A 26,903-nucleotide genomic window follows, 5' to 3' on the forward strand; every position below is an offset into this window, starting at 1 on the left:
AAAATTAATACTATGATCATAGTAGGAGTAGATGCAGGCGGGACTAAAACAAAGGCAGTAGCTTATAATGAGGAAGGAAACCTCATTGGAGAAGGCAATTCCGGTTCCGGGAACTACCATAATGTAGGGCTCTCGAAAGCTATAGCACACATAAAAGAGGCCATATTTAGTGCAACCCAAGGTAAAGAGCCAGACGTAGTGGCTATGGGTGTAGCAGGGTTAGACTCGAGATATGACTGGGAAAATTTCTCTCCTTTAGCTTTAAACTTGGCTAGAAAGGTGATTATAAAGCATGATGGTGTTATAGCACTATTTTCGGAGACATTAGGACAGCCCGGTGTCGTAGTAATAGCTGGAACCGGTAGTGTGGTAGAGGGATATGATGGGAAAGATTTTTATAGACTCGGAGGAAGAGGTTGGTTACTTTCAGATGATGGTTCTGCTTATTGGGTATCTAGGAAAGCGTTAAGGAGAGTTTTACGGATGATGGACGGACTAGAGGAGAAGACATCCTTATTTAACTTAGTCACCTCCAAGATCGGTATTAGAGACCTTGATGACCTGGTTCTTTGGGCATACACTAGTAGCTGTCAAATTGATATAGTAGCCTCAGTGGCTGAAGCTGTGGACAGAGCAGCCAGAGAAGGTGACCGTGTAGCCATATCTATCTTAAAAGAAGGTGCAGAAGTCCTAGCTTCTCAGGCTGTGACTTTAGCTAAGAAATTAGGAGTTGATAAAGTGTATTTGAAAGGAGGAATGTTTAAATCCCCAATTTATTTATCCGCTTTTAAAGGTTATCTTTCACTTTATGGGATATCTGGAGATATAGGAAATAGGTCTCCAGAAATAGGTGCCGTAATATTAGCCTTTAAAGAAACCGGGCTTAACCCAAGTAAGATATTACACAGGTAATGATATACCTTCACTTCTAGGGTCTGCGACACCTATGTACATGTCTCCTTTTTTCTTAAGTGCTTGTACTACTCCTACTTCATTAGTAAAATAATCTAGTTCTTGGTATGGTAGTTTCATCCGCTTTTCATGAGCGACTCTGTCCCCTAAGAACACAAACCTGGGGTAATAGACAGCATCATCTATTTCTAACCCATAGTCTACATAATACTGCAGTACTTGCGTATGTATTTGAGGACGCAAATCACCCCCAGCACATCCTATAACTAAACTCTCATTATCTCCTCTTTCAGCCCTTAGTATTGAAAGAGTATGGAGAGGCCTTTTTCTCGGCTCTGGTTTATTATGTCCCTCAGTAAACCCAAATCCTCTGTTGTTAAATACGATATTTTTTACAGTGATCCCTGAACCGAAAGGAAAGAATAAACTCTGAATAAACCCTACCTCATTTTCACCGTCCGCTACCACGAAAAAAGTCGTGTCTCTAGTATTCATTTGCAGGTCTTGGTTGGGGTAACTAGCAAGTCTTTTCCTTAGGCGGTCTTCAGATAGGAGGTCTTCTTCAGGGTAATAAAACCTTGGATCTGTCACGAAGTTATTCCTATCTTCGTATGCTATTGTAAAGATCTTTATTAGCTCATTTACACGTCTAGGATCGTCAAATTTGTAGTTCCATGTTTGCTGTAGTTCAGCTAGTTTTAATGATTCTAAGGTAGTAATTCCCTGACTGTTAGGGGGTAGTTCATATAATGTTAATTCTCTATAGGTAGATTTTAAAGGCTTAACGACCTTTCCCTTAAATTCTGAGAAGTCTGATACATCAACATTAACACCTTGTGTGTTAAGTCCGTCTACTAACTCATAGGTAATTTTGCTTTCGTAAAAATCCCTCGGATCTTTTGAAATAATTTTTAAGACCTCTCCAAGTTCATTTAGCTTTAAGATGTCACCGGCTTTTTTATTGCCGTAAATCTCAGACCAGCTTTTAGGCATGTTGTTTGACCTTAAAATAGCTTTAGATAACTCTTTACTGACATAAAATCCATTAGTAGCTAAATTAATAGCGGGCCTAAGCACATCTCTCAAGTCCAAAGACATATATCTTCTATACAAGTAGTCCCATAGGTCAACTAGACCCGGGACTAAAACGGTTGAAGGTTCTCTCATAGACTGTATCTTTTCTACGTTTAATTTTTTAGGGGACCAGCCAGATGCGTTATATGATATAATTCCTTCTGGGGTCTTTGCTAAAAGAAAACCGTCTCCACCTAGCCCGCTGGTATGGGGCATAACCACAGATAGCACTGCACTTATACCAACAGCTGCATCAAAGGCATTACCCCCTTGTTCTAAAATTTTTGCACCAACGTAAGACGCTATGTAATTCTGGGTTGAAACTACTTTTTTTCCGAGAGCTGTTTTCATGTTATATTTAATTTTTAATAAGGGGAAAATAAGACAATAGGTTAATATTGAAATGGATTTACCAGAGGATGTAAAAAAACGTCTGAGTGAAGGGGTCTGCCTGATTTGCTGCGAAAATGTAGTAGCTTGTATGAGCAGAGATATTCCTAGGAGTCTAAACGTGCCGATAGACTTAGAAATAGATAGAGAAGGCGGTGAGGTAGTATTAAGGCATATAATAAGGGATGACCCTGAAAACCCGCTAACTGTTGAATACTCGATAAATAAAAAGTTTGTAGAGACAGTGTCCGAAAAAGGTGGTGAAGTGGTAGTATACTTTTTAGATGAGAATTTCAAAGAAGAAATTAGTATGAGGATAAAAATCGACAAAGAAGATCTTAAGTTGATAAGGAGGGAGATAGGCCTTGGAAGTTAAATATGTCCAAAGTAAGATGAGAGAACTATATTTAGAAAAAGATAAACAGAGAGGGCTTTTTGGTACTTTTACTTGGTTGGTGGAAGAGGTAGGAGAACTTGCTGAGGCCTTATTAAGCGGGGACAAAACTGCAGCGGAGGAAGAGTTAGCTGACGTTATAGCTTGGAGTTTTTCTATAGCAAACCTTGTGGGAATAGACGTAGAAGAAGCTTTAAGGAAGAAATATAACATTTAACCGCCGTGGAAAGAGAACAGTTCTTTCAGCTTCTTAGGGAAGGAATAGAGGACGGTAGGGAGAGATATTATAGAAATTTAGTCTATATTGAAGACGCGAATAATTATGTTAGTCTGGCAAAAGAAGTACTAACACTTTATCTTACACTCAATCCTGAAGCACAAGTCGCATATGCGTTTCACCCATGGGTAAAGGGTTCCAAAGACAGGATGAAGGAATTAAGAACGATATGTAAGAACTTTATAGACATTGATTACTCCTCTTCAGAAAGGTATTTAGGAGCTACATTTGATGTCGTAATCCTTGACCTAGTAGATAACTTCGAGCCCAACTACGTAGGCAGACTTGTTGACTTAGCTAGAGGAGGAGGTCTTATAATACTTTATACTAACTCGTTGGCAGAAGGAAAGGTCTTCAGGAGTTCATTAATAAAGGCTGGAAAAATAAGGGATATATATGAAAGGAGGTTTATAAGGAAGTTAAACGAACACGAAGGGATATTCACTATTATTAACTCAGTCTATAATGCTAAACCATTTAAAGGTAAACTGGGCGAAAGGCCAAGGCCTGTAGTACCTAATAATCCAATCATGCCTGAACCCCTTCATAATCTTTGTATGAGCCCTGACCAGAACCGTGTCCTTGACTCATTCATTAATTTGAGGGGAGCAAATCGTCGCGTTTTAGTGATTACGGCTTCTAGGGGAAGGGGTAAGAGTGCAATAACTGGTTTAGGACTTGCCGGGTACTTATATAAGCTATCCACAAGAGAGAGAGGAAAAAAGCTTAAAATAGTAATTACTGCCCCTTCAATTTCTAGTACTTCTCAGACAATGGAGTTCTTAAAAAGAGGTCTGGAAGTACTCGGAATTAGACATAAGGAGAAGAGGTCTAACTTAGGCTTCATAAATTCGATAGAAGGGGACTTTTTTAAGGTATTTTTTGAAGCTCCAGAAGCAGTTTTAGAAACTGAAGGTGATATGCTTGTTATCGACGAGGCTGCAGCCGTCGGCATAGGGATAATAGACTCAGCGTTAAAGATCTGGAGAAAAGTAGTTTTGGTGACTACTGTTCACGGTTATGAAGGGTCTGGTAAAGCTTTTCTAAGGTATTTAAATAGGGTATTGAAACTCAGGAAAGCTTCAGTGTATTGGCAAGAAATGCGTAGGCCATTAAGGTATAGTGAGGGTGACCCAATAGAGAGGTGGCTTTATGATACTCTTTTACTTGACGCAGAACCTGAAGAGCCTGACAAAGAGAAGTTATCTGTACTGGAGTTCGAGACATTGAACCAAGACGAACTATTTCAAGAAGATACTAAACTGAGGCAAGTATATAGCATTTTGGTTACCGCACATTACCGTAATAATCCCAATGACCTAATGATAATGGCAGACGGAGTTCACCATAAGTTATTTTCTCTCTCCACTGTAGACGGAGCCCCTATAGGCGTAGTCCAAGTGGCTGAAGAGGGCGGGTTACCTGAAGATATGATAGATTCCGCTTTAAAAGGAGTGACATTTGACGGAGATCTTATTCCAGACCGCTTGATTAAGCACTCAAGGCTCAAAGAGTTTGGGAGGATGAAGGGATGGAGGGTAGTCAGGATCGCAATTATGCAGGAACTCCAAGATAAGGGATTTGGTAGCGAGATATTAAAAATGGTTATCGAAAGCGGAAAATCTCAAGGGCTAGATTGGATAGGCTCAGCTTTTATGGGTGACGTGAGGGTCATTAACTTCTGGGTTAAAAACGGGTTTAGGATAGTCCATGTATCTCCTAAGAGAAACGAAAAACTAGGAGATTTCCCTGTCGTAGTAATCTATCCCCTTAGCGAAATAGCGAAAGAAGCTGTAGAGGTTGCATCTTACATTTTGAAAGATAAGGTCCTTAATACAATTCATGATGTGTATTTTAGCATGGACCCAGAAGTAGCTAGAATAATAATATATGGGACGAGGGCACATAAAGAAATAAAAATTAACAAGATTTATTTAGATAAAGCAGTAGCTTTTGTACAAGGGGTTAGCCCGTATGAATCTTCAGCGGACGGAATACATATGTTAACCCTAAAGTATTTTTGGGACTCTAAGAGGGACTGGAGCTTAACCCCTGAAGAGGAGACATTATTAATAGCAAAGGTCTTACAAGGAAGACCGTGGAGGTTTACATCTGCATCTTTAAGGTCTAACCGGACCCAAGTAAATGAAATGTTGTACGAGATAGTTGCGCAGTTACTCATTAAATATTATGGTATAACCGCTGACGTTAAAACTGGGGTAGAGTTAAAGGATATTATAAGTGATGATATTCACAACACGGAACAGTGAAGAAATGCACCTCAACTGAAAAATTGTGAGAATTAAAAAATAAGATGATAAAAAAGATTTTACGCAAATAGTAATGATACTACTACAGCTAATGACAAAAGCTGATGAAGCCCTATCAATATGCCAGGTTTCTCAGGGTTTTTGTTGATCGCTCTATATGTCAGTATACCAATAGCTGCCTCAGCTAACCCGAATCCTAAGCTAATCCACATGTTAAGGTATATAAGTGCTATAAAGAATATTATAGCCGCTATCCCGTGTATCGCCCATGCCCACTGTAATTTATTTTTAGGCCTCCTAACATCACCAATACTTAATCTCATTCTTCTTGTCCCAGTGACTACACCACCCATAAATATGACAAAGTAGAGGAAATGGGGTGGTATTATAGCGTTCTCCAAGAAACTTATGAAGCTAGATGCTGGAAAACCTGTAGCCAAGAGAAGGTAACTTACAAACGTAGTATAGGCAGCTATGTCGTGAAACCCTTGGAATATAGACGGGAGTTTTCCAGCTAATACGTATAGAGTAGCCATGCCTAATAAGGCCGTAAAGATTATACTTATGAAGCCTACTAATGTAATCATATTAAAATCTGTAATCAAAAGCGTTAATGATATTAAGCCTACTAAGGTTGCAGATATCCTATGAATAGCTTCAGGATCGCCTTTAAACGCCACATCCATCATATTTCTGGTATAGGGCCAGTTTGTACCAAGAGATAAACCATAACCATATCCTTCTACTATTCCTCCTAGGACTATAGTCGTAGCAGCTAACCCAGAGTCCAGATATGCTAACACTGCATAGGGGAAACTTGGTATCATAGATATAAATTTCATAGTTAGTTTAAAAAACCTTGCACGTTTAATTAAATCGTCTTGAATTATTTCTCTATATGAAAATTTTTAAGTGAGTACCTAAAAAGTGAGGAAAAGTTTTAAAATTATTCTAGGTTTTCAAACATATCGTCTACAGCCCTAGCTATATCTCTAATTGAAATTATGCCAGTAAGTTCTCCCTTATCATTAACTACTGGTAAGTGCCTAATATTAAATTGTCTCATTAACGCTAATGCTCCAGTAATAGGGGAATCCTCCTTGATAGTTATAAGGGACGCTGTCATAAATTCTTCCGCTTTTGTATCAAGTTTCTTACCTTTCCCTATAGCTCTAACTACATCTCGTTCTGTTATTATCCCTACCGGTTTTCCGTTTTCTACCACAATCACTGAACCTATGTTTTTTTCCGTCATAGTCTTGGCGACTTCATACAAAATAGTGTCCTTGTTTACTGTTATGACCGAGCTTTTCATATATTCTTTTACGACTTCCTCTGACATGTTAAATAATATCTCTATAAAGATTAATAAAACTTCTGAGTACGATACCGATAGTTTAAACCGCTAAAATTTCGTCAAAGCAAATTTTATGGTTACCAAGGTAAATGGGATCTTTCATAGCTATTTTGGGATTTATATTTGTCTAAATAGAATGAGATCATTACATTAAATACACACTAAGCAATATTAACACATAGTAAGTGTAAAAGCGTAAGGCGATGAGTTAATAACTTAGTTTAGTTAGTAATAAATTAGTTTACCCAAAATGATCTTTCGTAAACTATATTATTTGTGCATTGAATTTATTAATTTTATGGGTAAAATTATAATTCATAAAGGGCGGATGAAAGACCCTATAGAGCTAGCTTATTCACACTAATCCCAAATTACATAAAAATAAAGATATATAATAATAATGGAAATTTACTCAACTTATTTATTACTAAAAAGTTTTGATTTTTCAAATAAACTTTTTTAGAGGCGAGAGAGAAAACTAAACTTATGATAAAACAGCTAGTGAAATTTAGATTAGGAATGATAAGTGCGCTAATCGGTACAGTAGCTTTAGGGTTTCTACTTATTTTCGGGATTTTAGGTTATTTTCTAGGATTTTCGGAAGTTCCTTATATAATAACTGGTGCTTTAATAATACTTACCGCAATATCTATACTACAGTGGCTTTTCGGTCCTGCGTTAATCAAGTCGATCTATAAGCTGCACCAAATTTCTCCACAAGACCCTACTTACGGGTGGGTATATAATATCGTGCAGGAAGTCGCGGTTTATAATAGAATTTCTCCTCCAAAAGTGTACCTAGCTGACGTACCTTTTCCCAATGCTTTTGCATTTAGCAGCCCGTTATATGGAAAGAATGTTGCCATAACTCTACCGTTATTAAGGATTTTAACTCCAGAAGAGATAAAGGCAGTTCTAGGTCATGAGCTAGGCCATCTAAAACATAGAGATACCGAGTTACTCCTTGCTGTAGGTTTAATACCTACCCTCCTTTACTGGATAGGGTACTCGCTATGGTGGAGTGGATTCTTAGGTGGGGGTGGAGGAAGAAATAATAATAGTGGTGGATCTTTATTTTTAGTAGGGATTTTGCTTATCGGGATAAGCTACTTGTTCAGTTTACTAGTATTATTTTTGAACAGGATGAGGGAGTCCTATGCTGATATTAACGCGGCCCTTACTGTTCCGCAAGGTGCTAAGAACTTACAGACAGCATTGGCGAAAATAGTGATATCGAGTAACCCTAAAGTGTTAGAAAAAATGAAAAGGACAGCTGGGGGAAGTATAGGAAAGATGTTGTTCTTCTCTTCCTTAGAGGGTCAAAATATAAGTTCTTGGGATGCCGAAGAACTTATACAATATTGGAGGACACAAAAAGTAGGTATATTAAGCGATTTCTTAAGTGATCACCCTCATCCGGCTAAAAGAATAAAGATGTTAGACAAGTTCTATTTCCACTGAAAGTCTTTTTTTTACTCTACTCAAACTCTATTGTAGCTGGGGGTTTGGTAGTAATATCGTATACAACCTCTTTTATATTTTTAGATATAGAAAGTATTTCATTAGATATCTTGCCCAGTAAACCCCAATCTATTTTAGCAAAGTCTGCTGTCATAAAATCTTGGGTCAAGACAGCCCTTATGCCTATTGAGTATTTCCCTTCGTTGTAACCATCTGCGACTTTAGTTACCACATGAGTAATATCGCTTGACGTTACTTTCTCCATTACTCTTCTAAGCCTCTCATAATCTTTATAATCGCAATCAACTTTAGCAATTCTTCCATAAGCCCTAACATCACCTTTTACTCCAGTGGCTTTAGCGGTATAAGTATATACATCGCAACCAACTTCTTTAGAGATTTCTGGATCATAATTAGAATGTGAATCAAAAATCACCGCAAAATACTGGGAATAGTCTTCCTGTTCCAAATATTTCTCTACTATTGATGTTGCTTTCCTAACTATTTCTAATTTCTCTCTAGATACTCCTCCAACTACTCTAACCAGTAAACCTGGTCCAGGAAAAGGTTGTCTATTGTATATCTCTCTAGGTAGTCCCAGATATCTTGCAAGGTCTCTTACTTCATTCTTGTATAAATCTGCTAATGGTTCAACTACTTTAAATCCCCAAGTTTTTTCAGTGTCAATACCTAATTGTACTAAGACGTTATGTTGTGTCTTAATACCTCCTTGGGTCTCCACCCAATCTGCAGCTATTGTACCTTGAATTAGATATTTAGCTTGATATTTTTTAACTAATTCAGATAAAGTATTATAAAATAACTCTCTGAATTTTTTTCTCTTTTCTTCAGCGTCGTCTTTCCCTTCTAGTTCTGAAAGGAATTTCTCACTAACATTAACCACTTGAAGTGGCATGAGGTCACTTACCATTGCCTTAACTTTTTCAGCTTCATTTTCCCTGAGGAAACCTGTGTCGATCATTATAGGTATAACTTTATTTCCTAAGAGCCGATATGCTAAAGCTGCAGCTGTAGTACTGTCCACGCCTCCACTCACAGCAGCTACAGCTTTTCCATCAACTATTTGTTCTAACTGGGGTTTTACTTCTTCAATGAACTTAACAGGGTCGAATAGCATTTATATAAATGAGTAAAGTACTCCCTATTAAAACCTACTATTTATTTACTTACCTAAGTAAATATCCCTTATCTCATCAACGTGTAGGAATTTACTAATAAAATATGATACTCTTTCTATGTCTTTCTTCGCTTCTTCCTCAAAACTATCTGTATATATTTTTATTCCAAATTTTTCTCTTAAGATCTTCTGACCTCCCTTAGAAAATAAGGAACCGTGTACACTATACCCTAGATAATTATTGCTTTCACTTCCGTCTGGTTCTGAAACTTCTTTCGAACCTCTTTTCGTTATGTAAAATAAGGGTTTCTGTGAGTTAACGTATCTAATTCTCCCCCTCCTTATTTCATAGCCATTAACTTGTGCATCGGTCTCAGTTATTGAAATAATCTTATCTTTCTCATACACAGTTTCTACGTTTAAAAAACCCAGACCTTCCACGCTTCTTTCCTTTATTTCTACATTATACGGGTCTACAATTTTTTTCCCCATTATCTGGAACCCACCGCATATACCAAGGACTTGTTTTTTCCTTATTACATCTAGGAATTTTTTCTCGACTAAAAATTTTAAGCTCTCAAGTGTGTTTTTACTCCCGGGTAAAATTATTAAGTCACTTTTAGATATTTCAGATGGCTTCTTTACGAACCTAACACTCGCGTTAGAGTTACGAAATGCGGAGAACTCATTAAAGTTGCTCATATAAGGGTAAGAGATCACGCTTACCTCTATATCCCCTTCTCCGAAATCTTTAACGTTCATAGAATCTTCGGGCATTATCAGGGGCTCATCAAATAAGGGTAAATAACCCATGTACTTCATCCCGGTCTTTTCTTCCAGCCATTTTATAGCGGGCTCGAGGTACTTCTCTTCGCCCCTGAACTTGTTTATAAGAAATCCCCTCAAATTTTTCCTGACTTCAGGGGGTAGTGTAAAGTAGGCACCTAATGCAGAAGTAAAAGCTCCTCCTCTATCAATATCTAGAGTAAGTATTATAGGGATGTTAAGTTCTCTTGAAAGACGTACGGCTGTGATATCCTTTTCGACAAAGTTCGGCTCTATACCGCCAGCGGCTTCCACAACCATCTCGTCACGTATAAGGTTCTTTATCTTAACCCACACTCTAGGGAGAAACTCATCATAATAATAACCTGCAGGAAAGCTCCCCAAAGGTTCTCCCATAAATACTATTTCAATTCCCCTTCCGTCTGGTTTTAATAAGACCGGGTTCATATACCTTTCAGGGTTTAGACCCGAGGAGATAGCCTGATAGGCTTGGATAAATGCTATCTCTCCGTGATCAAGTGTCGGGTAGCTGTTTAGCGACATGTTCTGTGCTTTAAAAGGAATTCCGGAAAATAATTTAACAAGCCCTGAGACAACAGTTGATTTACCCGAATCACTCATTGTGGAAGCTATTATAATTGCCATGTTCATCAGATAAGTGAGAATGAGAGTATTTAAGGCGATTTTAGCACAGCTATCGTTCTTCACAATAATTCCTGCAGTCCAAATGCCTTTAGAAGATGTTGCTGATCTGTCGTTTACTTCTCCCCTGATCGTGGGTGGAATGACCGGAATTCTAGATTTCTTCTTCTTACTCGTTATGACAAAAATTCTAGGTAAATTTACCGTAATCCTTCTTATACCTTTCGTAGAGGTGATTAGGGGGTTCCATCACCTAGACGGCCTTTTAGACTATGGTGACGCTATAATGGTTAAGGACTATGACAAAAGGATAAGAGTCCTCCACGATGTCAATACTGGCTCTGGAGCTATAGGTCTATTATTGGTATATATTTTTGTCTTCGTCGTCGCCGTATTAAACCTACGGGTCTCTCTTTTGACCCTCCTTTCAGCTGAAGTGCTCAGTAGGGCGTCCGCACTAACGTTACTCTCGGTCATGAAGCCAATAGAAGGGAGCTTTTTAGCTAAGGTATTTTACAGTAGGTCAAAGAAGTGGTGGAAAATTACCTTTATCCAAATGGAAGTTCTAATCTTTTCTACGGTACCTTTGATTATAACGTATGTCCTCCTCACCGCCTTCTTCTTTATACTAGGAGAAAGAACTCTCAAGGGGTCATCAGGGGACTACATAGGCTTCATTATAACTTTATCTTTCCCACTTTATTTACTAGTAGCTGATAAGTATTGTTACCAGTACTCTATCTTGCAATTGCTCTTGACCTTACATTAGGCGAGCCACCAATATGGATTCACCCAGTAGTCTGGAGCGGTAAAATATCCGAGAGGTTAATTATCCCCTATAAAGGTAGAGCGTACGGAGTTTTTCTCTGGTCTTTCTCTGTTCTCCCCATCTTATTCCTGTTGTCTTTAATTTTCTTTATCCCATGTGTTGCAGTGGAGTTAATCTTAGCCGTGGTTTTCCTTAAGACAACTTTCTCTATAAAAATGCTTTATGAATTAGTGAAGAGGTCTGCTCCAGTAACTGAAGAGTCTAGGAAATATACTCAACAATTGGTTAGGCGAAATGTTTATGAACTCGACGAAGGTCACGTAATTTCGGCAGCTATAGAGTCCCTATTCGAAAGCCTCGTAGATGGTATAACAGCTCCCTTATTTTGGTTTTTAATTTTCGGTTTCCCTGGAGCACTGTTACAGAGGTTAGCAAACACTATGGACTCGATGGTAGGGTATAAGACTCAAGAACTAAAGGACGAGGGGTGGTTTTCGGCTACCGTAGATACCGTGCTTAATTTTATCCCGGCAAGGTTGACAGCTCTTTTTATGATACTCTCAGCATTTCTATTGGGGATTAGGGTTAATGGAGTCTTACGTGCTATAAAAGAGAGTAGAATAGAAAGCCCGAACGCTAGATATCCTATAACTACGGCCGCAGCACTTTTGGGGGTTAGGTTAGAAAAACCTGGGTACTACAGCGTAGGGGATGGAGAACTTCCTAAGGAGAGGGACTTAATAAGGGCCCTTAGTTTGTTTAAGGTGACTTTACTCCTTTATTTATTTTTTATTTCAGTCGTATATTATTATCTTTATGGCTTGTCCCTCTTTAGCTATCCTTACGGCCTCATTGAACTGATCAAGCGGTAGTCTGTGGGTTATTAACTTAGTTACGTCTACTTTTTTCTGTGCTATAATTTCTAAGGCTTTTCTAGTATCTTCTTCTACTGCTGCATTACTCGATATAATTGATATCTCGTTATTAAGTAACTCGCTTATATCGTAGTTCAGTATAGTACCTTTATAGGGTACTCCGAAGAGTAGCACATATCCACCCTTTCTAACAGAATATAGTCCCGAAAGTATCGCTTGGGGTGCACCCGAAGCTATGATCGCGATATCAACTCCTCTTCCGTCTGTAAGTTTTTTAGCTTCTGAAGGTATGTCTACTTTCTTCGAGTTTAGTGAGTAGTCAGAACCTATTTTTGATGCGTATTCTACTCTATATTCACTAATATCTGACGATATTACTGTCCCTGCCCCGTTAGCCTTTGCCATCATTATATGTAGTAGTCCCATAGGTCCGGCTCCTACTACTAACACGCTGTCCCCCTTTCCTATTTTGACCCTATTCTGTGCGCGAATCACTGTAGCTAGAGGTTCAATAAATGCACCTTCGTCAAAACTTACACTATCTGGGAGTACTAGTATTCCTCCTCTAGTTACGTTCCATGCGGGGACCCTGAAGTATTCCGCGAACCCGCCTGGGTCAAGGTTAGTCCTCCTATAATGTGGACACATAGTAGGGCTTCCGTGCTTACAGTAGTAGCATTCGTAACACGGTACGTGGTGGTGGGCGAAGACTCTCTGCCCTTTATGTAAGAAGTCTACTGAAGACTCTTCAATTATTCCCGCCGGTTCATGACCAAGGATGGGTTGTGAGGCAGTGTATTGCCCGCAGATCTTTTCCACATCTGTACCACATAGCCCGCAAGACTTCATCTTTACTATTACATCTCCTTTTTCCTTAATTTGAGGCTTTGGCAGATCCCTTACTAAAGCCCTTCCGTTTTCAAGGACAATAGCTTTCATTGAACTAGCAATTACTAGAGAGGTATTAAACCCATCGTTTAGATTTGATCAACTTTCTTTGGCTCTTTGAAATTTTCGTATATGTTAAAATATTAATAGTAATACTGGGGATCAAAGTTTAAAAATGATTATTTTCGCTTTACTCTCACTGTTATTACTGTCTGAAAGGCTACCCTTAGTAGGAGCAAAGCCATTATTCAAGGTAGACGGTATAAAGGTATATGAGAAAGATTCTCCACAAGTTAACGCTTTTGTTATAGGTAAGGACAAGTTAGTTATAACTTCAGCTGCGCTGTCTCTTGAGCCTAACGATATAAGGGCTATATTGGCACATGAGTTAGCCCATCTTGAATTAAAACACTATATATTCTATAGATTATTCCTCATTATAACAGTTATAGCCGGCATTACATTGGGGTTATTGAACGAGTTACCTATACTCGTATTCACGTACTTAATTATTTTCATATTACAGCGTTTTGTCCAAAGGAGGCTTGAGTTAGATGCGGATAGGATGGCCAGTAAGGTTGTGGGGGTAGACCAAATGAAGGCAGTACTGCTAAAATACGGTGATACTTCATCGAATATGTTTTCAAGTCACCCTTCCATTTTAACTAGACTTTCTAACTTATTCTAAGCTATAGGTCTACCGGATAAATTATCGCATTTCTCGTCTATCCTGTTTTCCGTTACAGTCTTTATAAGCCTGAAGGACTTTCTCCTCGATAAGACCTTATTATTATTACCGCAAAAAGGACTATAGATGCACTTAGGACACCCATCCTCACAGTCGCAATTTTCAGTAATATCCTTAGCTATCATGTATGCGTCTTCCAATCTTTCAAATAGAAGTTTAGTTACACCACTTCCCCCCACTACTGAATCGTATATTACGACGTGACCGCTAGGATAGCTTATTCCTGAGAGGTCTGTTAACCCTGCTCCTGCTGTAACTCGTGCTGCGGATATTAGCACGTGTTCTGTAGCGTGGAATGCTTCCATTGCATCGATCTCGTTAAATTCAGGTAGGATCGGGTGTTTAATTAGGAGGCCCTTAGTCTCGTATGTAAATGTGATCGGTTCATCATAATAGACCTCCTTCTTAGGTCTGTCTTTTCTACCTACTAGTTCATATATTGCATACCCTTCTATTACTTCCATTATTGTTACCGCGCCGTATTTTACGGGAAGGCCGTATACTTTTCTCTCTTCGATCTCCTCTAATGACATTAGGTGTGAAGAATATATGGGTTTAGTATAGAAATCTATATCGTCATTCACCCTCTTTACAATAGCCTTAAGTTTATCTATATCCATTGATTGTACCACGTAATTATGCCTTGAGATCAAATATACTGCTTGCGGATAAATATCATATAGCCCGACTGGTAGTTCCCTTTCACCTACCACTTTTCCATCTTGGTCATAGATGGTTATTATAGGGCCAGTAGACCTGATGTGGGACCTTTTTACAAACCAGATTAACTTTTGCGTAGGTAAGATTGTTTCTCCATTAATTATTACTATTTTTTCTCTTTCTAGTTCTCTGAAAGCCCTTAACCATAAAGAAGGGAGGGATTGTGTTCTAATCCTACCTTTTTCTAGCAGATATGCCGCAGCGTGGATCTTTACAACTTCTAAGTTACTCGTGTCGAAGGCTAACGGAGTTAGTTTCCGTTCAAAAAACTCTTTCGGTCTCCTCAGATAGTAAGAGTCTATAGGGTCACTTCCTAGTAGAGTAAATATGTATCCAGGCTTATTTCTCCTGCCAGCTCTTCCAGCCCTTTGTAGATATTTTGCGAAATTGGGAGGGTTTTGCGCCAATATTACTGCGTCAAGGTCTCCGATGTCAATTCCCAGTTCTAACGTAGAAGTTGCCGCAATTCCTTTTATTTTTCCTTCTCTAATTCCTTCTTCAACTGTTTTTCTTTCTTCTTTTCTGATCCCGGCCCTATGCACAAATACTTCGGCCCCAAATCTGGAAGAGATTTTCGCAATTAGCTCAGCCATTTGCTGTGAATCTGTAAACACTAGTACTTTTAGCCCCTCTTTTATAAGTATGGATGCTAGGTAGGCTGAGATAGTCCACCTACTTGCAGAGCCTATATCTAGAAGTGCATGTATAGCAATTCCTCTTCTCCGTAAAGTCCCTTTTACAATTTCTCCTTCAACTCCGAATAGTTCCGGAAATAAATATGGGGAGGCATCCATTGTACCGCTAGACCCGACTACTTGTATATCACCAAAGTCCCTTAACCTATCAACTATCATCCTCACATGTGCCCCTAACACACCCTCATAGGTGTGGACTTCATCGAATACAAAAAGTTCGGCTCCCCTTACTAAACTTCTAAACCTGTAGCTCAAGGAAAGCCCTACATGGATCATATCTGGGTTCGTAATTAGTATGTCTGGTGGGTCTGAGTACATCTTCTCTCTTTCTTTTTCGCTGGTATCGCCGTCAAACACTCCAACTTTTACGTCTATTTCCTTTGAAAACTCTCCGATCCTCTTCAGCTGGTCTCTAGCTAAAGCTTTAGTAGGGTAGACCAATACGCTCCTTCTTCCCTCTAATGCAAACTGGAGTGCCGGTATTAAAAACGCTTCAGTTTTTCCCGTCCCGGTACCTGAAATTATAAGGAGGTTTTTCCCACCTAATATTTTGCGCACAGATTCCTCTTGGAATTTGTAGAGCTTGTTTATACCCTTGTTTCTTAAGGCTTCTATTATTTTAGGGTGAAGGAATGATAACTGTTCGATCTGGTTACCGTAATCGGGTTCTAAGGCAGTCTCGGTATGTACGTGTGCTACTTTTACGTTAAAGTAATTGAGACGTTCCTGAACCAGGCTCAAAAGGTCATTTTCAGGCATTTTCTCACTAACTTTATAATTAAGTTGCGGTAAAGTGCCTTTAATGTGTAGCGTATCTGGTGTATTAATCCTTAAACCTGAAAATTACCGTGAGATAGAGCGTAAGTTAGTTGAAATTTTAAAAAGAGCAGAAAATAGGGGGAGAGATAGTTTCGGTGTAGTTGTAATTCAAAAAGACGGTAGCACTAAAGCGGTAAAATCTACCGGAAGGCCTTCTTTAAATGAGGGTAAATTGACTGGGATTTTGGATAACGAGAGTAGGGTAGTCATAGCTAATAATAGGGCTGAGCCTACAACGGAATACGTTAAGGATAAAAACTACAACGAAATACAGCCTTTTGAAGGAGAAAGATATATAGTTACACACAATGGGATAATAGCAAATGATCTAGAACTAGAAAAGAAGTTTAACGTTAAGAAACAAAGTAAAATAGACAGTAGTGTAATCCCTCCTATTTTGGACAAGTCTTGGAACGGTGATATGAATGACTTGAAGAATATTCTTCAAAATGTGAAAGGGAGCTTTGCCTTCATAATTGGTGATAAATTAAATCCTAATACAATTTTTGTTGCACAGAATTTCAAACCAGTGTACATGATGTATGACCAAAATTTAGGTGCAATTTTCTTTACTTCACTTGACGATTATTTTAATGTTAAACCCTTAGACAATGTCTTTGTAAGAAAACTTGACCCTTATTCTATATTTTCAGTGTCAACTGATCTAAAGGTTAATGAGATAGAACTGTTGGACCAGAGGCCTAAGAAAAGGGCCCTAGTTATAGCGAGCGGTGGTCTTGATTCTACTGTAGCAGCTACCTATCTTTTAAAGGAAGGTTATGAGGTTACGTTACTTCACTTTAACTACCACCACAAGGCAGAAGAGAAGGAAAAAGAGGCCATAAAGGAGATTGCGGAATTTCTTCAAGTCCCATATATGATGATCGATACAGACCTCTTTAAGCTCGTAGGTCACTCAACTCTGCTAAAAGGAGGAGGTGAAATAGTAAAAGATAGGAAAGGAGAAGAAGGCGCTGAGTTCGCTCATGAGTGGGTTCCCGCTAGGAACTTAATATTCTTCTCAGTGGCATTAGCTATAGCAGAGGCTCACGGTTATGACGCAATAGCCTCCGGGATCAACCTTGAAGAGGCAGGTGCATATCCTGATAACGAAATGGAGTTCGTTAGGCTATTCGCTAAACTATCTCCTTATGCTACTGGACCAAATAAGAAGGTAGAAGTACTTATGCCAGTAGGTAACTTAGTTAAACATGAGATAGTTAAGTTAGGGGTGGAGATCGGAGCACCCTTGCACTTAACTTGGAGTTGCTATGAAGGAGGGTCAAAGCACTGTGGAAGATGCGGACCTTGTTACATGAGGAAAAAAGCTTTCGAGGTAAACGGGTTAAAGGATCCGGTTGATTATGAAAACCTATAACTTATTTTTTATACTATATTTTCTCCTTTTTATTTAATTTCTGTAGCGAAAAAAGAAGAATGTATAATAAGGGAAATGCATAGAACGATAGTATCATTAGGACATCTAAGGTAGACAAGTATAAAGTAGTCCCAAACTCAGACAATGCCCTGAGGTGAGTAGGATCCGTAGAATTCCCTAAGATCTGTAGTACACTGATAATTAGTCCGAATAAACTAGAGTATTTTATATTTTTATATATAAAATAACTTGATATAAGAAGCAATGTTATATCAAGGACACTACCAAGTGTTATTATAATTGGTACGCGGTTTAGAAGGAGTATTGTGCCTAAACCTATTGTAATAGCACTAAAAATTAATGGGTAATAAAGTTTCACATCAGATTGAGACGTATTCCTACTTTTTATGTGTATTTTTTAATTAGCATTACTTTTTACCTTTAACATGAATTCGGTAAAAGACGAAGTAGAAAGGCTGGTAAAGGAAAGGAAATGGATAACGTTTAATGAACTGTTAAAAGTGATAGATAGACCGGCTCCCGAAGTTAATGATGCTCTTATCCAATTAATGAAAGAAAATAAAATAATCAGGCGAGGTCGATACTTTAAATACATTCAGAGCGAATAAAAAACCACTTGATTTCTCGTCCGCTTATTTCCCGTTGGATCCCGTCCAATGCTTGAGTTTTTAACTCAATTTTGCATAAAAGTAGTTGTGTACGTTGGTAAACCAATAAAAAGAGTAGAGGACTTAAGACTAATTACTGGTAAAGGTGTGTATGTTGACGACATTGAATTACCTGGTATGTATTATGTAGCTTTTTTGCGGAGTACGGTGTCACACGCAAAAATTAAAGTGAAAAAAACGGAAGGGGTGTACACTGGTAATGATATTAACCCCGGAAAGGACTTTCCCATACCCAGTGAAGAAGTTACCTATGCCGGGCAGCCTATAGCAGTAGTTATTGCTAAAGATAGATATGAAGCGTATGACTTGTTAGAAAGCATAGAAGTGGAATACGAACCCCTTGAGTATGTAATAGACCCTGAAAAGGCGTTAGATAACGGAGTAAAGGTCTATTCGAAGCTAAATTCTAATATAGCTTATAGGGACACGTGGAGGGGCGGAGATGTAGAAAAGGCTTTTAGAGAAGCTGACAGAGTTATTTCAGGACGTTTATTTAACCAAAGAGTTATAGCAACTCCTCTAGAGACAAGAGGGGCAATAGCTTATTATGACGGTATAAAATTAACCTTTTACTCGTCTACACAATCAGCTCACTATTTAAGGCGTAATCTGGTCAATTTCTTAGGTTTTGATAATATACGTGTTATCCAGCCAGATGTAGGGGGCGCGTTCGGAAGTAAAATTATAGCTCACCCAGAGGAGTATGCTTTAGCTAAATTAGCTGTAATGACCAGAAAGCCTCTGAAGTGGATCCCGACTAGGACTGAAGAGATGTTATCTGCTGGGCATGGGAGAGATAAGTTCCTTGATTTCCAAGTTGCCGTAAAAAATGATGGGACAATCCTAGGGATTAAGGGGAGGTTAGTAGGAAATCTCGGTGCACCGTATTACGACGCTAATGGTGATGAATTAGGCAATGTCAAAAGCTCTGTTAGGATGCTCCCGGGAGTATACAAGTTGGTAGGAGCTGAAATAGAAGCTTATGCCGTCTATACTAACATACCACCTACGCAGTCCTATCGCGGTGCAGGGAGACCAGAGGGTACATATTTTATTGAGAGGATAGTAAATATAGTCGCCAATGAACTAGGTATAGACCAATATGAGATCAGGATGAAGAATGTTATAGATTCTTTACCATATAAGAATATATTCGGAGTGACCTATGATAGTGGGGATATAAAGAAACTTCTTGAGATAGGAAAGAAGTATTATGAACAGTTGAAAAGCGATAAAGGTGCATGCGTAGGCGTTTCAACTTATGTCGAGATTACTGCATTTGGTCCTTGGGAAGTGGCCAGAGTCTACATAAAGAGTGACGGTAAAGTAACACTAGTTACTGGAACCGGCCCTCATGGTCAGGGAGATCCTACTGCATTTGTTCAAATTGCTGCAGATGTATTACAGCTACCTATGGAAAAGATAGAGATTAGATGGGGGGATACTGAGATAATAGAAGACGGGATTGGGACTTGGGGTAGCAGAACTGTAACTATTGGCGGTTCAGCCGTATTACTCGCTTCTGAGAGGTTAAAGAAAAAACTTACTGAATTAGGGGCAAAACTACTAAATGCAGACATAGAAGAAGTAGAATATAATGAGGGTAAAGTTAGGCATAAGAAGGACGGTAGAGAAGTAAAATTTGATGAAATAGTGAAGAACGCTTACTTAATGGGCGAAAGCCTTGATTTTACCGCAGTATATAGGGTTAATACGCCTCCTACCACTCCTTATGGAGTTCACTTAGCTAAGGTGAATATTGACGAAACGGGGAAGGTTCGGGTAACTCAGTATGTCGCAATTGATGATGTGGGTGTGGTTGTAAACCCGTTGCTTGCAGAAGGTCAGGCCGTTGGTGGGATAGTCCAAGGGGTATCGCAAGCAATTCTTGAAGGTACGGTCTTTAATGAAAGCGGAACTTTAGTAAACTCCAATCTTACGGACTATGCATTACCAACTGCAGTGGAAGCTCCTACGGTTGAATGGCACTATTTTACTTTTGGGAAGTCACCACACCCGACGGGTAGCAAGGGTATTGGCGAAGCGGGTGCAGTAGCGTCTACGCCAGCTGCTATAAATGCCATAGAACAGTGTATAAAAAAGACTATCTATAAGATGCCTGTCAAGCCAGAAGACTTGGTGAAATAGATTGCAACGCCATCTCCTTTCAGAAAAAGATAAGAAAGAATTATTAAATAAAATTAAGGTCAAGTATGGATGGGATATAGATGGTAAGGTAGAATTAGGAAAAGAAAAAAAGGAGGTTTATTATTTCATAGACGGTCTTTTAGCATTTTTCAGTGAGGAGCTTATACCTACAATATGCCTCATACAGAAGTTTAAACTAAATATGGCTTCAGTTACTGTAGATGAGGGCGCTGTAAAACATATTGTTAAAGGTGCGGATCTTTTCGCCCCGGGTATTGTGAGTTATGACTGTGAATGCAAAGAGGGTGACATAGTTTTGGTCAAGACTAAAACTGGTCTTCCCATTTCTATAATTAAAGTGGTAATGCCAAAAGAAAAAGCCATGACTGAAAGGAAAGGTAAGTTTGGAATAAATTTACATTATATAAGTGACAGAATATGGGATATGTGCAATGTTCGGGGTAGTAGTTCCGACGTATAATGAGGCTGACAATATAAAGGTACTAATAAAGGAGATCAGGGAAAACGTAAAGGATGTTACAATAATCGTTATAGATGACAACAGTGAGGACGGGACAGCTGAAATTGCTAAGGAAATGGGCGCAAAGGTTTTTGTGAGGACAAATGAAAAAGGCCTTGGTAGTGCGTTGAGGTTCGGTCTAAACAAAGCCGTGGAATTAGGAATAACGAGGATCGCTACAATGGATGCCGATTTGAGTCATGACCCTTCATATCTCCCTTCAATGTTTAACGCAAGTCTAAATGCTGACCTTGTAGTTGGTTCTAGGTATATAGAGGGTGGGAGGATCGAGAATTGGCCTCTTAAAAGGAGAGTTATAAGTAAGGGGGCAAATTTTTTAACGAAACTCCTTTTGCATTCTTCGATACAAGATAATACTTCAGGATATCGTGTATATAGTGCAAGGGCTGTCGAAGTAATATCATCATGCCGAAACGCTGGAGGTTATGAATTCCAAATTTGTGCAGTGTACAAGGTACTGCGTAACCATTTGAAGGTAGTCGAAGTCCCTATAATATTTAGGGACAGAGAGAAGGGAAGTAGTAAGTTAAGTAGTGGAAAAATGGCTAAATGGCTTTGGTATGTTATAAAGTTATCGTTAGGAATTACTTCTTAGAAGTTCTTTTAAGCCTTGAAATTTCCTCTTTTAGCTCTTCTATTTCTTTCTTTAGTAGCGCTATTTCATTATCATGTAACTCTACAGTCTTCTTTAAGTTTTCTACGCTTTCAGGGTTTTCGTTCTTTAGCTTCAAGTTCTCGTTCTCATCTATCTCTACAAACCCAAGCCGGTACAATTCTCTTGCATACCCCTTTGCTGTTTTAGGTGAAATTTTTAGCTCTAAAGCTAAATCCCTTAAGTTTACAGTTCCTCTTTCTTTTAGGATAGAAATTATATCTTGCAATCTGGGAGTTAGTTCCATAATTGAAAAATTATATTCGTTTTGCTTTTAAGCAAAAAGGCATAAGATAATGGGGATTAAATGGCTATATTATTACGGGAAGATGACGTTAAAAGGACGTTAGAGTACGGAGGTGTCTATGAAGCCATCGTTAATGCATTTAATCAACTTCACAATAATTTGGCATCAAATACCAAAAGGGTCAGGACTTCCTATCACGGTAGCGTGCTGACCTATCAAGCAGGAGGTCTTGACCATTATCTTGGATTCAAGGTGTTTATAAAGGGCTCATTCATGTCAATGTTATTTGACGAGAACGGCGAGCTACTCCTATTTTCAGAGGCTGATCTTTTAACGAGGATCAGAACCGGAGTAATATCAGTTATAGCTGCTGATTACCTAGCAAAAAAGGGTTACTCAAGAGTGACAATAATAGGGCTAGGCAAGCAAGGGCAATTTCAAGTAAGGGCTTTTTATGAGCTTAAAAAAGGTCTATCAATAAAGGTATTTAGCAAGGAAAAGATGGAATTAGAAATAAGACAGCTTCTTAAGGACGGCATAAATGTAATAAAAGCTAAGGACTATAAAGATGCATGTAAAGACGCTGACGTTATAGTTACAATGACAAACTCCAAAGACCCCTTCTTAAAGCTGGAGTTTTTGGAGAAAGGGGTACATATCAATGCAATGGGTTCTAACTTACCAGAAAGAGTAGAACTATTCCCAGAGGTGCTTAAAGCTTCTTCGGTCATAGCTGTCGAAGATATAAACCAAGCAAAGGAAGAAGCTGGAGATCTAATTTTGGCAGACAAGATGAAGATGCTGGATTGGGAAAAAGTGGTCCCGTTATCAGCGGTGATAGGAGGAATTAGGGGGAGAAAGAATGAGGAAGAGATCACAATCTTCAAATCTTTGGGCATTGGCCTAGAAGACGTCGCCGTAATGAAAGTGTTATATGAGAAAGCAAAGAAACTTGGTCTCGGGACAGAAATAGAGGTGAAAGGGAAATGGTCTCAAGAATCGGAAGAGAAATAGAGCTATCTCCAGTTGAGTTAGGTTCTCAGACGGCTAAAAGGGTTGAAATAAACTTAGCGAGCGGTACCCCTGATCCTCAGGTAATGCCTTTGAAAGAAATAAAAGAAGCATATGAAGAAGTAATTAATGAGTACGGTTCGAAAGTCCTATTTTATCCTGGAGCGGGTGGCCAAGAGGAGTTAATAAGGGAAATTGAAAATAAAGTCCTACCTCTCCTAGGCCTCAACGCCCAAGACAACAAGGTAGTAGTTACTAGCGGTGCTCAACACGCTATGGAGCTATTAGCGAAATATTTTCTCGAAAACAATACCATCGCAGTAGAAAACCCTACCTTCATTGAGACCTTTACTCCCTTAAGGTTAAGGAGTAATGCAGTAATTCCTATATCCTTGGACTCTAACGGTATTAACGTTGACGAATTAGAAACGCTTCTCAAAGTGGTTAAAATAGAACTTTTGTATGTCATTCCAAATTGTCATAACCCTGCTGGGGTTAACTTATGTGAAGAGAGGAGGAAAAAGCTAGTTGAGTTGGCTAATAAGTACGACTTTTACATTCTCGAAGACGATCCCTATAAACCGATTGCAGGTACTACTCCAAGACCTATTAAGTCTTTTGATAGAGAAGGTAGAGTAATTTACATAAGTTCCTTTAGTAAGATTATTGCCCCAGGGTTAAGGATAGGTTTTGTACTAGCTAGAGAAGATATAGCAGAAAAATTAGCGTTATTAGAGCAGATGGATTTCTCAACTTCTACCATAAATCAGTACGTAGTAGCTAAGCTAATAAGAAAGGGGCTAATATCCAGCAGGATGGAGTCCTTATCTCACCACTATGGGAAAAAAATGAAAATTTTAATGGATTCACTAATAGACTACGGATTCAAGGACTTTAATACTCCAAAGTGTGGTTTCTTCTTACTCCTAGACCTAAAAAAAGACTCGTGGGACGTGTTCCGAGAGGCTGTAAAATTAGGTCTAAGTTTCGTCCCGGCTAAACCCTTCTTTTTGAGAGGAGGTGAGACTATGGCAAGGTTAAGTATTTCCGTAGCAAATGAAGGACAAATAAAGGAAGGGGTAAAGAGGCTCAGGGATGCGTGGCAAAGAGTGTAGGACTTAGACCACGAATATATCTTTTTCTAAACTATTCATCATAACAGGCTTACCACTTTTCACATATACCATGTCCTCTATCCTGATACCAAACTTCTCAGGCAAATATATGCCTGGCTCTATTGTAAAAACCATCTGGTTCTGTATGGTCCTTTTATAATCTGGAGCAATGTAAGGTTCTTCATGTACGTCAATACCTATCCCGTGACCAGTCCTATGGATAAACTTATCTCCGTAACCGTAATATGCTATTATACCTCTAGCCACCTTATCCACCTCACATGCCCTAATACCCTCTATTGCCGATTCCTCCGCTTTTAACTGAGCCTCTTTTACGATTTCGAAAATTTTTTTGACGTCTTCTGAAGGAGGCCCAAGACTTACAACCCTAGTTGTATCAGTAGAGTAACCTCTGTATTTCACTCCGAAATCAAAAATTATAATATCACCACGTTTTATCTTTTTAGACGTTGAACGGAGGTGTGGCATAGAAGTATTGCTCCCTGAAGTTACAATAGGTTCAAATGAAACTCCCTCTGCACCGTTCTCTATGAATCTGTGGCTTAGATAAGTCGAGATCTCCTTTTCAGTTATCCCTTCTTTTATAACTTCGAGCGTTTCCGTAAACGATTTCTCGGCTATCCTTAGCCCTTGGCTCATTATGTCAATTTCGTCTTCTTCTTTTATCATCCTTATTTCTTTCATTATTTCACTGGCCTTAACTAATCGTGAGGGTGCGAAAACCTCAAGGAGGTCTATCGTAAAGGCCGACCACAGAGTATCGTCTATAGCTATACTCCTTCCTTTTTCTATGTTTATTTTCTTATAAGGGTTCTCCCCATCTTCATATGTAATCACATTAAAGTTTAACTTTGTAAGCTGTTCCTCGTAGAGTTTGGGAGCTAAGAAATAGGTATCCCAATAGCTAATGATCATCAGCAGGGGTCTCTCCATCTGTTCTTCAACAAACCCGCTTAGATAAAACATATTACTGGTAGGCCCCAAAATTAGGTAATCAACGTTTTTCTTTTTCATCAATTCTTTTACTTTTTCCACTCTCTTCATACACATTTAATTTTGTTTAGTAGATAATAAAGTGTATGAAGATACCCATAATTTACTCAGACGAATACCTGCTTCATGCACCTCCTTTGCACCATGCTGAAAACCCAGAAAGGTTAAGGGTCGCACTCTCTAACTTAAAAAATAACCCTATATTGTCCCCTGAAAATGTAGGAGAAGAAGAACCGAAGATTATTCACGAGCAGGATTATGTTAACCTAGTCAAATTATCTTCAAAGAGGGCGGAGTGGCTGGATGCGGACACTTATACTAACGAATATACTTGGAAGTCTGCTTTGTTAGCCTTAGGCGGTTCTCTAACCGCATATAAAAATCAGGGTTTTGCACTGGTTAGACCACCAGGTCACCACGCGGGAAAGGCTGGAAGAGCTTTTGGTGCACCTACGCTTGGGTTTTGTATCTTTAATAATATTTCGTACCCCATACTGAAATTTAATCTTAAGAGGGTTGCAATAATTGATTTTGACGTTCATTACGGTAACGGTACGCAGGACATTTTCTGGGACAACCCTGAAGTAGTCCATATAGATGTCCATCAGGATCCTCATACTCTTTACCCAGGTACTGGGTTCCCAGATATGATAGGGGAAGGAGAAGCAAAGGGGACTAAAATAAATTTACTGTTACCTCCTCTTTCAGGAGACGATTTATATGAAGAGTTATTTCCTCTCATCCAGTCGATTTTAGATGATTACAAACCTTCAGTTATAGCCTTTTCAGCTGGGTTTGATGGGTTTGAGGGTGACGGCTTAGCTAGCCTGAGGGCTACAGAAAGGACATATTATAACTTCGGATTGTTAGGTCTTAAAAGAAGATTCTACGCTATCCTTGAGGGAGGCTACAGTATTGGATTAGAGAGAGGTTTAAAAGCCTTCGTAGGAGGTCTAGAGGGAGAAAAGAAAGAATATATAGGGACTAAAAGTAGCGAGAAGACTAGGAGTAGATTTCAAGATTTTCTTTCAGCTGAGAGGAGGATACTAAGAGACTATTGGAAGGTCTAGCACTGGTAATAACACTGTAAAGCTATGTTATACGCAGCATTATAATCCCTTTCTGACTTAAATCCACAAGCTGGGCATACAAACAATGGCCCCATGATCTCTCCTTTCCTATAACCGCAATTAGAACATATTTTACTTGTGTTAAATGGAGATAACCTTCTAAATTTAATCCCGGCTATATATAATTTGTCCTCTAGCATCTCTTCTACAACCCTGAGTGCTTGTCCCGCTTTTCCCTCAAACATCTTTAAATCTTCTATTGCAACAATCTTGGGTTCTAATTCATCTATAAACTTTACCACATTGTCCACTATTCCTTTTATTTTAATTTTCATGTTTCTGAGCTCTGTTAGACCTTGGGGATCCCCCAGTATCTTTATCATTTCGTCCATAATTAGCTCGTTCCCCCAATATCTTACTTTCCACGGCTTAGTCCCTCTAATTGCTACTATAGTAAAGAGGTGCCGTACACCTATATCGACTCCGACTATAGTTTTTGGCCTCTCATATGCAAGATAAACCCTTATGCCATTTGTAAAGTCGACTATAGCATAAAGTGGTATCCCTTCTCTTTCAGACTTTACAACAGCGTTTACTTCAGAGACCTTCAGCAGGTTACCTACACTGACCACTTTTAACGGACCATATTTCACTTCTGTCGAGTGTACTGCTTGGTAATAAAGCTCCTTAGGTATGTCTCTCGGTGGGGGCCCATCTTTAACTACCTTGGCATATTCTCTTGCGAAAAGAATAGAACTGTAGATACTTTTTAGCTTTCCATAATCTAAAATTTTTGCTTCAACCATCTCTTCTTTTGGCATAA

Annotated in this window: 27 protein-coding genes; 16 read left to right on the top strand and 11 right to left on the bottom strand. The window is 38.9% G+C overall.

Annotation, left to right across the window (positions count from 1 at the left end; genetic code table 11):
* Positions 1 to 12: 12 nt before the first annotated feature.
* On the top strand, positions 13 to 912 hold the full coding sequence (locus tag KN1_RS03390) for a BadF/BadG/BcrA/BcrD ATPase family protein (RefSeq protein ID WP_221289417.1): 900 nt from the start codon (positions 13 to 15) through the stop codon (positions 910 to 912).
* Here KN1_RS03390 and KN1_RS03395 read toward each other — a convergent pair.
* The gene (locus tag KN1_RS03395; RefSeq protein ID WP_221289418.1) at positions 901 to 2,337 is read right to left on the bottom strand and encodes a gamma-glutamyltransferase family protein; all 1,437 of its coding nucleotides are present in this window, start codon (positions 2,335 to 2,337) and stop codon (positions 901 to 903) included. The two genes, KN1_RS03390 and KN1_RS03395, sit on opposite strands and share 12 nt — an antisense overlap.
* A 52-nt stretch (positions 2,338 to 2,389) precedes the next feature.
* Between KN1_RS03395 and KN1_RS03400 the strand changes: the two genes are divergently transcribed.
* From KN1_RS03400 to KN1_RS03410, 3 genes are read left to right on the top strand one after another with little or no spacing between them, the layout of a single operon-like run.
* Entirely contained in the window at positions 2,390 to 2,752 is a 363-nt protein-coding gene (locus KN1_RS03400) for a hypothetical protein (protein ID WP_221289419.1), read from the top strand.
* Entirely contained in the window at positions 2,742 to 2,987 is a 246-nt protein-coding gene (locus KN1_RS03405; protein ID WP_221289420.1) for a MazG nucleotide pyrophosphohydrolase domain-containing protein, read from the top strand. Before KN1_RS03400 ends, KN1_RS03405 begins: the two co-directional genes overlap by 11 nt.
* Positions 2,988 to 2,992: 5 nt before the next feature.
* The gene (locus KN1_RS03410; protein ID WP_221289421.1) at positions 2,993 to 5,317 is read left to right on the top strand and encodes a tRNA(Met) cytidine acetyltransferase TmcA; all 2,325 of its coding nucleotides are present in this window, start codon (positions 2,993 to 2,995) and stop codon (positions 5,315 to 5,317) included.
* Between the two features lie 59 nt (positions 5,318 to 5,376).
* On the opposite strand, the gene KN1_RS03415 is transcribed toward KN1_RS03410, so the two are convergent.
* Together KN1_RS03415 and KN1_RS03420 are read right to left on the bottom strand one after the other, a co-directional pair.
* Positions 5,377 to 6,144: a cytochrome C oxidase assembly protein gene (locus KN1_RS03415; protein ID WP_221289422.1), complete on the bottom strand. Its 768-nt coding sequence runs from the start codon at positions 6,142 to 6,144 to the stop codon at positions 5,377 to 5,379.
* 119 nt (positions 6,145 to 6,263) lie between these two features.
* Positions 6,264 to 6,659 (bottom strand): CBS domain-containing protein, encoded by a 396-nt coding sequence (locus tag KN1_RS03420; RefSeq protein WP_221289423.1) that lies wholly within the window; start codon positions 6,657 to 6,659, stop codon positions 6,264 to 6,266.
* Between the two features lie 501 nt (positions 6,660 to 7,160).
* On the opposite strand from KN1_RS03420, the gene htpX reads away from it, so the two are divergent.
* On the top strand, positions 7,161 to 8,135 hold the full coding sequence (htpX, locus tag KN1_RS03425; protein ID WP_221289424.1) for a zinc metalloprotease HtpX: 975 nt from the start codon (positions 7,161 to 7,163) through the stop codon (positions 8,133 to 8,135).
* A gap of 16 nt (positions 8,136 to 8,151) precedes the next feature.
* Here the strand turns inward: htpX and KN1_RS03430 are convergent, their stop codons facing one another.
* A complete protein-coding gene (locus tag KN1_RS03430; RefSeq protein WP_221289425.1) occupies positions 8,152 to 9,273 on the bottom strand; it encodes a GMP synthase (glutamine-hydrolyzing) in 1,122 nt (373 codons plus the stop codon).
* Positions 9,274 to 9,318: 45 nt separating this feature from the next.
* Entirely contained in the window at positions 9,319 to 10,704 is a 1,386-nt protein-coding gene (locus KN1_RS03435) for a cobyric acid synthase (protein ID WP_221289426.1), read from the bottom strand.
* Between the two features lie 19 nt (positions 10,705 to 10,723).
* Here KN1_RS03435 and KN1_RS03440 point away from each other — a divergent pair, with 19 nt between their 5' ends.
* Both KN1_RS03440 and KN1_RS03445 read left to right on the top strand, forming a co-directional pair.
* A complete protein-coding gene (locus tag KN1_RS03440; protein WP_221289427.1) occupies positions 10,724 to 11,470 on the top strand; it encodes an adenosylcobinamide-GDP ribazoletransferase in 747 nt (248 codons plus the stop codon).
* Positions 11,425 to 12,342, top strand: coding sequence for a cobalamin biosynthesis protein (locus tag KN1_RS03445; protein WP_221289428.1), 918 nt, complete (start codon positions 11,425 to 11,427; stop codon positions 12,340 to 12,342). The genes KN1_RS03440 and KN1_RS03445 overlap by 46 nt, the downstream gene beginning before the upstream one ends.
* Here the strand turns inward: KN1_RS03445 and KN1_RS03450 are convergent.
* Complete coding sequence (locus KN1_RS03450) at positions 12,265 to 13,284, bottom strand: zinc-dependent dehydrogenase (protein WP_221289429.1); 1,020 nt, start codon at positions 13,282 to 13,284, stop codon at positions 12,265 to 12,267. The genes KN1_RS03445 and KN1_RS03450 overlap by 78 nt on opposite strands.
* A 124-nt stretch (positions 13,285 to 13,408) precedes the next feature.
* Here KN1_RS03450 and KN1_RS03455 point away from each other — a divergent pair, with 124 nt between their 5' ends.
* Positions 13,409 to 13,921, top strand: a complete 513-nt coding sequence (locus KN1_RS03455) for a M48 family metallopeptidase (RefSeq protein ID WP_221289430.1) — start codon at positions 13,409 to 13,411, stop codon at positions 13,919 to 13,921.
* On the opposite strand, the gene KN1_RS03460 is transcribed toward KN1_RS03455, so the two are convergent.
* Positions 13,918 to 16,155 (bottom strand): DEAD/DEAH box helicase, encoded by a 2,238-nt coding sequence (locus tag KN1_RS03460; protein WP_221289431.1) that lies wholly within the window; start codon positions 16,153 to 16,155, stop codon positions 13,918 to 13,920. The genes KN1_RS03455 and KN1_RS03460 overlap by 4 nt on opposite strands.
* 43 nt (positions 16,156 to 16,198) lie before the next feature.
* Here KN1_RS03460 and queC point away from each other — a divergent pair, with 43 nt between their 5' ends.
* Complete coding sequence (queC, locus tag KN1_RS03465) at positions 16,199 to 17,593, top strand: 7-cyano-7-deazaguanine synthase QueC (RefSeq protein ID WP_221289432.1); 1,395 nt, start codon at positions 16,199 to 16,201, stop codon at positions 17,591 to 17,593.
* Between the two features lie 13 nt (positions 17,594 to 17,606).
* Here queC and KN1_RS03470 read toward each other — a convergent pair whose 3' ends face one another.
* The gene (locus tag KN1_RS03470) at positions 17,607 to 17,972 is read right to left on the bottom strand and encodes a hypothetical protein (protein WP_221289433.1); all 366 of its coding nucleotides are present in this window, start codon (positions 17,970 to 17,972) and stop codon (positions 17,607 to 17,609) included.
* A gap of 67 nt (positions 17,973 to 18,039) precedes the next feature.
* Here KN1_RS03470 and sul7s point away from each other — a divergent pair, with 67 nt between their 5' ends.
* The 4 genes from sul7s to KN1_RS03490 all read left to right on the top strand — a co-directional run bounded on the left by sul7s (position 18,040) and on the right by KN1_RS03490 (position 21,566).
* Entirely contained in the window at positions 18,040 to 18,222 is a 183-nt protein-coding gene (gene sul7s, locus KN1_RS03475) for a winged-helix single-stranded DNA-binding protein Sul7s (protein ID WP_221289434.1), read from the top strand.
* An 87-nt stretch (positions 18,223 to 18,309) separates the two neighbouring features.
* Positions 18,310 to 20,430, top strand: coding sequence for a xanthine dehydrogenase family protein molybdopterin-binding subunit (locus tag KN1_RS03480; protein ID WP_221289435.1), 2,121 nt, complete (start codon positions 18,310 to 18,312; stop codon positions 20,428 to 20,430).
* Position 20,431: 1 nt separating this feature from the next.
* A complete protein-coding gene (locus KN1_RS03485; protein WP_221289436.1) occupies positions 20,432 to 20,911 on the top strand; it encodes an RNA-binding protein in 480 nt (159 codons plus the stop codon).
* Positions 20,883 to 21,566: a polyprenol monophosphomannose synthase gene (locus KN1_RS03490; protein WP_221289437.1), complete on the top strand. Its 684-nt coding sequence runs from the start codon at positions 20,883 to 20,885 to the stop codon at positions 21,564 to 21,566. Before KN1_RS03485 ends, KN1_RS03490 begins: the two co-directional genes overlap by 29 nt.
* Here the strand turns inward: KN1_RS03490 and KN1_RS03495 are convergent.
* Positions 21,556 to 21,870, bottom strand: coding sequence for a Sul12a family chromatin-organizing protein (locus tag KN1_RS03495; protein WP_221289438.1), 315 nt, complete (start codon positions 21,868 to 21,870; stop codon positions 21,556 to 21,558). The genes KN1_RS03490 and KN1_RS03495 overlap by 11 nt on opposite strands.
* A 60-nt stretch (positions 21,871 to 21,930) precedes the next feature.
* Here KN1_RS03495 and KN1_RS03500 point away from each other — a divergent pair, with 60 nt between their 5' ends.
* Entirely contained in the window at positions 21,931 to 22,884 is a 954-nt protein-coding gene (locus KN1_RS03500; protein WP_221289439.1) for an ornithine cyclodeaminase family protein, read from the top strand.
* On the top strand, positions 22,857 to 23,996 hold the full coding sequence (locus KN1_RS03505) for an aminotransferase-like domain-containing protein (protein ID WP_221289440.1): 1,140 nt from the start codon (positions 22,857 to 22,859) through the stop codon (positions 23,994 to 23,996). Before KN1_RS03500 ends, KN1_RS03505 begins: the two co-directional genes overlap by 28 nt.
* Positions 23,997 to 23,999: 3 nt before the next feature.
* On the opposite strand, the gene KN1_RS03510 is transcribed toward KN1_RS03505, so the two are convergent.
* The gene (locus tag KN1_RS03510; RefSeq protein WP_221289441.1) at positions 24,000 to 25,061 is read right to left on the bottom strand and encodes a M24 family metallopeptidase; all 1,062 of its coding nucleotides are present in this window, start codon (positions 25,059 to 25,061) and stop codon (positions 24,000 to 24,002) included.
* Between the two features lie 35 nt (positions 25,062 to 25,096).
* On the opposite strand from KN1_RS03510, the gene KN1_RS03515 reads away from it, so the two are divergent.
* The gene (locus KN1_RS03515; protein ID WP_221289442.1) at positions 25,097 to 26,080 is read left to right on the top strand and encodes a histone deacetylase family protein; all 984 of its coding nucleotides are present in this window, start codon (positions 25,097 to 25,099) and stop codon (positions 26,078 to 26,080) included.
* Here KN1_RS03515 and KN1_RS03520 read toward each other — a convergent pair.
* Positions 26,077 to 26,901 carry a zinc ribbon domain-containing protein gene (locus tag KN1_RS03520; protein ID WP_221289443.1) on the bottom strand — a complete coding sequence of 275 codons (825 nt, stop codon included), beginning with the start codon at positions 26,899 to 26,901 and terminating at the stop codon, positions 26,077 to 26,079. The genes KN1_RS03515 and KN1_RS03520 overlap by 4 nt on opposite strands.
* Positions 26,902 to 26,903: the final 2 nt, after the last annotated feature.

This window comes from Stygiolobus caldivivus, assembly GCF_019704315.1.
Lineage (GTDB): Archaea > Thermoproteota > Thermoprotei_A > Sulfolobales > Sulfolobaceae > Stygiolobus > Stygiolobus caldivivus.

Coding starts and splice junctions, on each gene's coding strand:
- KN1_RS03510 (WP_221289441.1), bottom strand. CDS start 25,061: ATGAAGAGAGTGGAAAAAGTAAAAGAATTGATGAAAAAGAAAAACGTT.
- sul7s (WP_221289434.1), top strand. CDS start 18,040: ATGAATTCGGTAAAAGACGAAGTAGAAAGGCTGGTAAAGGAAAGGAAA.
- KN1_RS03440 (WP_221289427.1), top strand. CDS start 10,724: ATGAGAGTATTTAAGGCGATTTTAGCACAGCTATCGTTCTTCACAATA.
- KN1_RS03450 (WP_221289429.1), bottom strand. CDS start 13,284: ATGAAAGCTATTGTCCTTGAAAACGGAAGGGCTTTAGTAAGGGATCTG.
- KN1_RS03495 (WP_221289438.1), bottom strand. CDS start 21,870: ATGGAACTAACTCCCAGATTGCAAGATATAATTTCTATCCTAAAAGAA.
- htpX (WP_221289424.1), top strand. CDS start 7,161: ATGATAAAACAGCTAGTGAAATTTAGATTAGGAATGATAAGTGCGCTA.
- KN1_RS03460 (WP_221289431.1), bottom strand. CDS start 16,155: ATGCCTGAAAATGACCTTTTGAGCCTGGTTCAGGAACGTCTCAATTAC.
- KN1_RS03400 (WP_221289419.1), top strand. CDS start 2,390: ATGGATTTACCAGAGGATGTAAAAAAACGTCTGAGTGAAGGGGTCTGC.
- KN1_RS03395 (WP_221289418.1), bottom strand. CDS start 2,337: ATGAAAACAGCTCTCGGAAAAAAAGTAGTTTCAACCCAGAATTACATA.
- KN1_RS03520 (WP_221289443.1), bottom strand. CDS start 26,901: ATGCCAAAAGAAGAGATGGTTGAAGCAAAAATTTTAGATTATGGAAAG.
- queC (WP_221289432.1), top strand. CDS start 16,199: ATGTGTAGCGTATCTGGTGTATTAATCCTTAAACCTGAAAATTACCGT.
- KN1_RS03505 (WP_221289440.1), top strand. CDS start 22,857: ATGGTCTCAAGAATCGGAAGAGAAATAGAGCTATCTCCAGTTGAGTTA.
- KN1_RS03390 (WP_221289417.1), top strand. CDS start 13: ATGATCATAGTAGGAGTAGATGCAGGCGGGACTAAAACAAAGGCAGTA.
- KN1_RS03500 (WP_221289439.1), top strand. CDS start 21,931: ATGGCTATATTATTACGGGAAGATGACGTTAAAAGGACGTTAGAGTAC.
- KN1_RS03515 (WP_221289442.1), top strand. CDS start 25,097: ATGAAGATACCCATAATTTACTCAGACGAATACCTGCTTCATGCACCT.
- KN1_RS03420 (WP_221289423.1), bottom strand. CDS start 6,659: ATGTCAGAGGAAGTCGTAAAAGAATATATGAAAAGCTCGGTCATAACA.
- KN1_RS03435 (WP_221289426.1), bottom strand. CDS start 10,704: ATGGCAATTATAATAGCTTCCACAATGAGTGATTCGGGTAAATCAACT.
- KN1_RS03430 (WP_221289425.1), bottom strand. CDS start 9,273: ATGCTATTCGACCCTGTTAAGTTCATTGAAGAAGTAAAACCCCAGTTA.
- KN1_RS03415 (WP_221289422.1), bottom strand. CDS start 6,144: ATGATACCAAGTTTCCCCTATGCAGTGTTAGCATATCTGGACTCTGGG.
- KN1_RS03455 (WP_221289430.1), top strand. CDS start 13,409: ATGATTATTTTCGCTTTACTCTCACTGTTATTACTGTCTGAAAGGCTA.
- KN1_RS03490 (WP_221289437.1), top strand. CDS start 20,883: ATGTTCGGGGTAGTAGTTCCGACGTATAATGAGGCTGACAATATAAAG.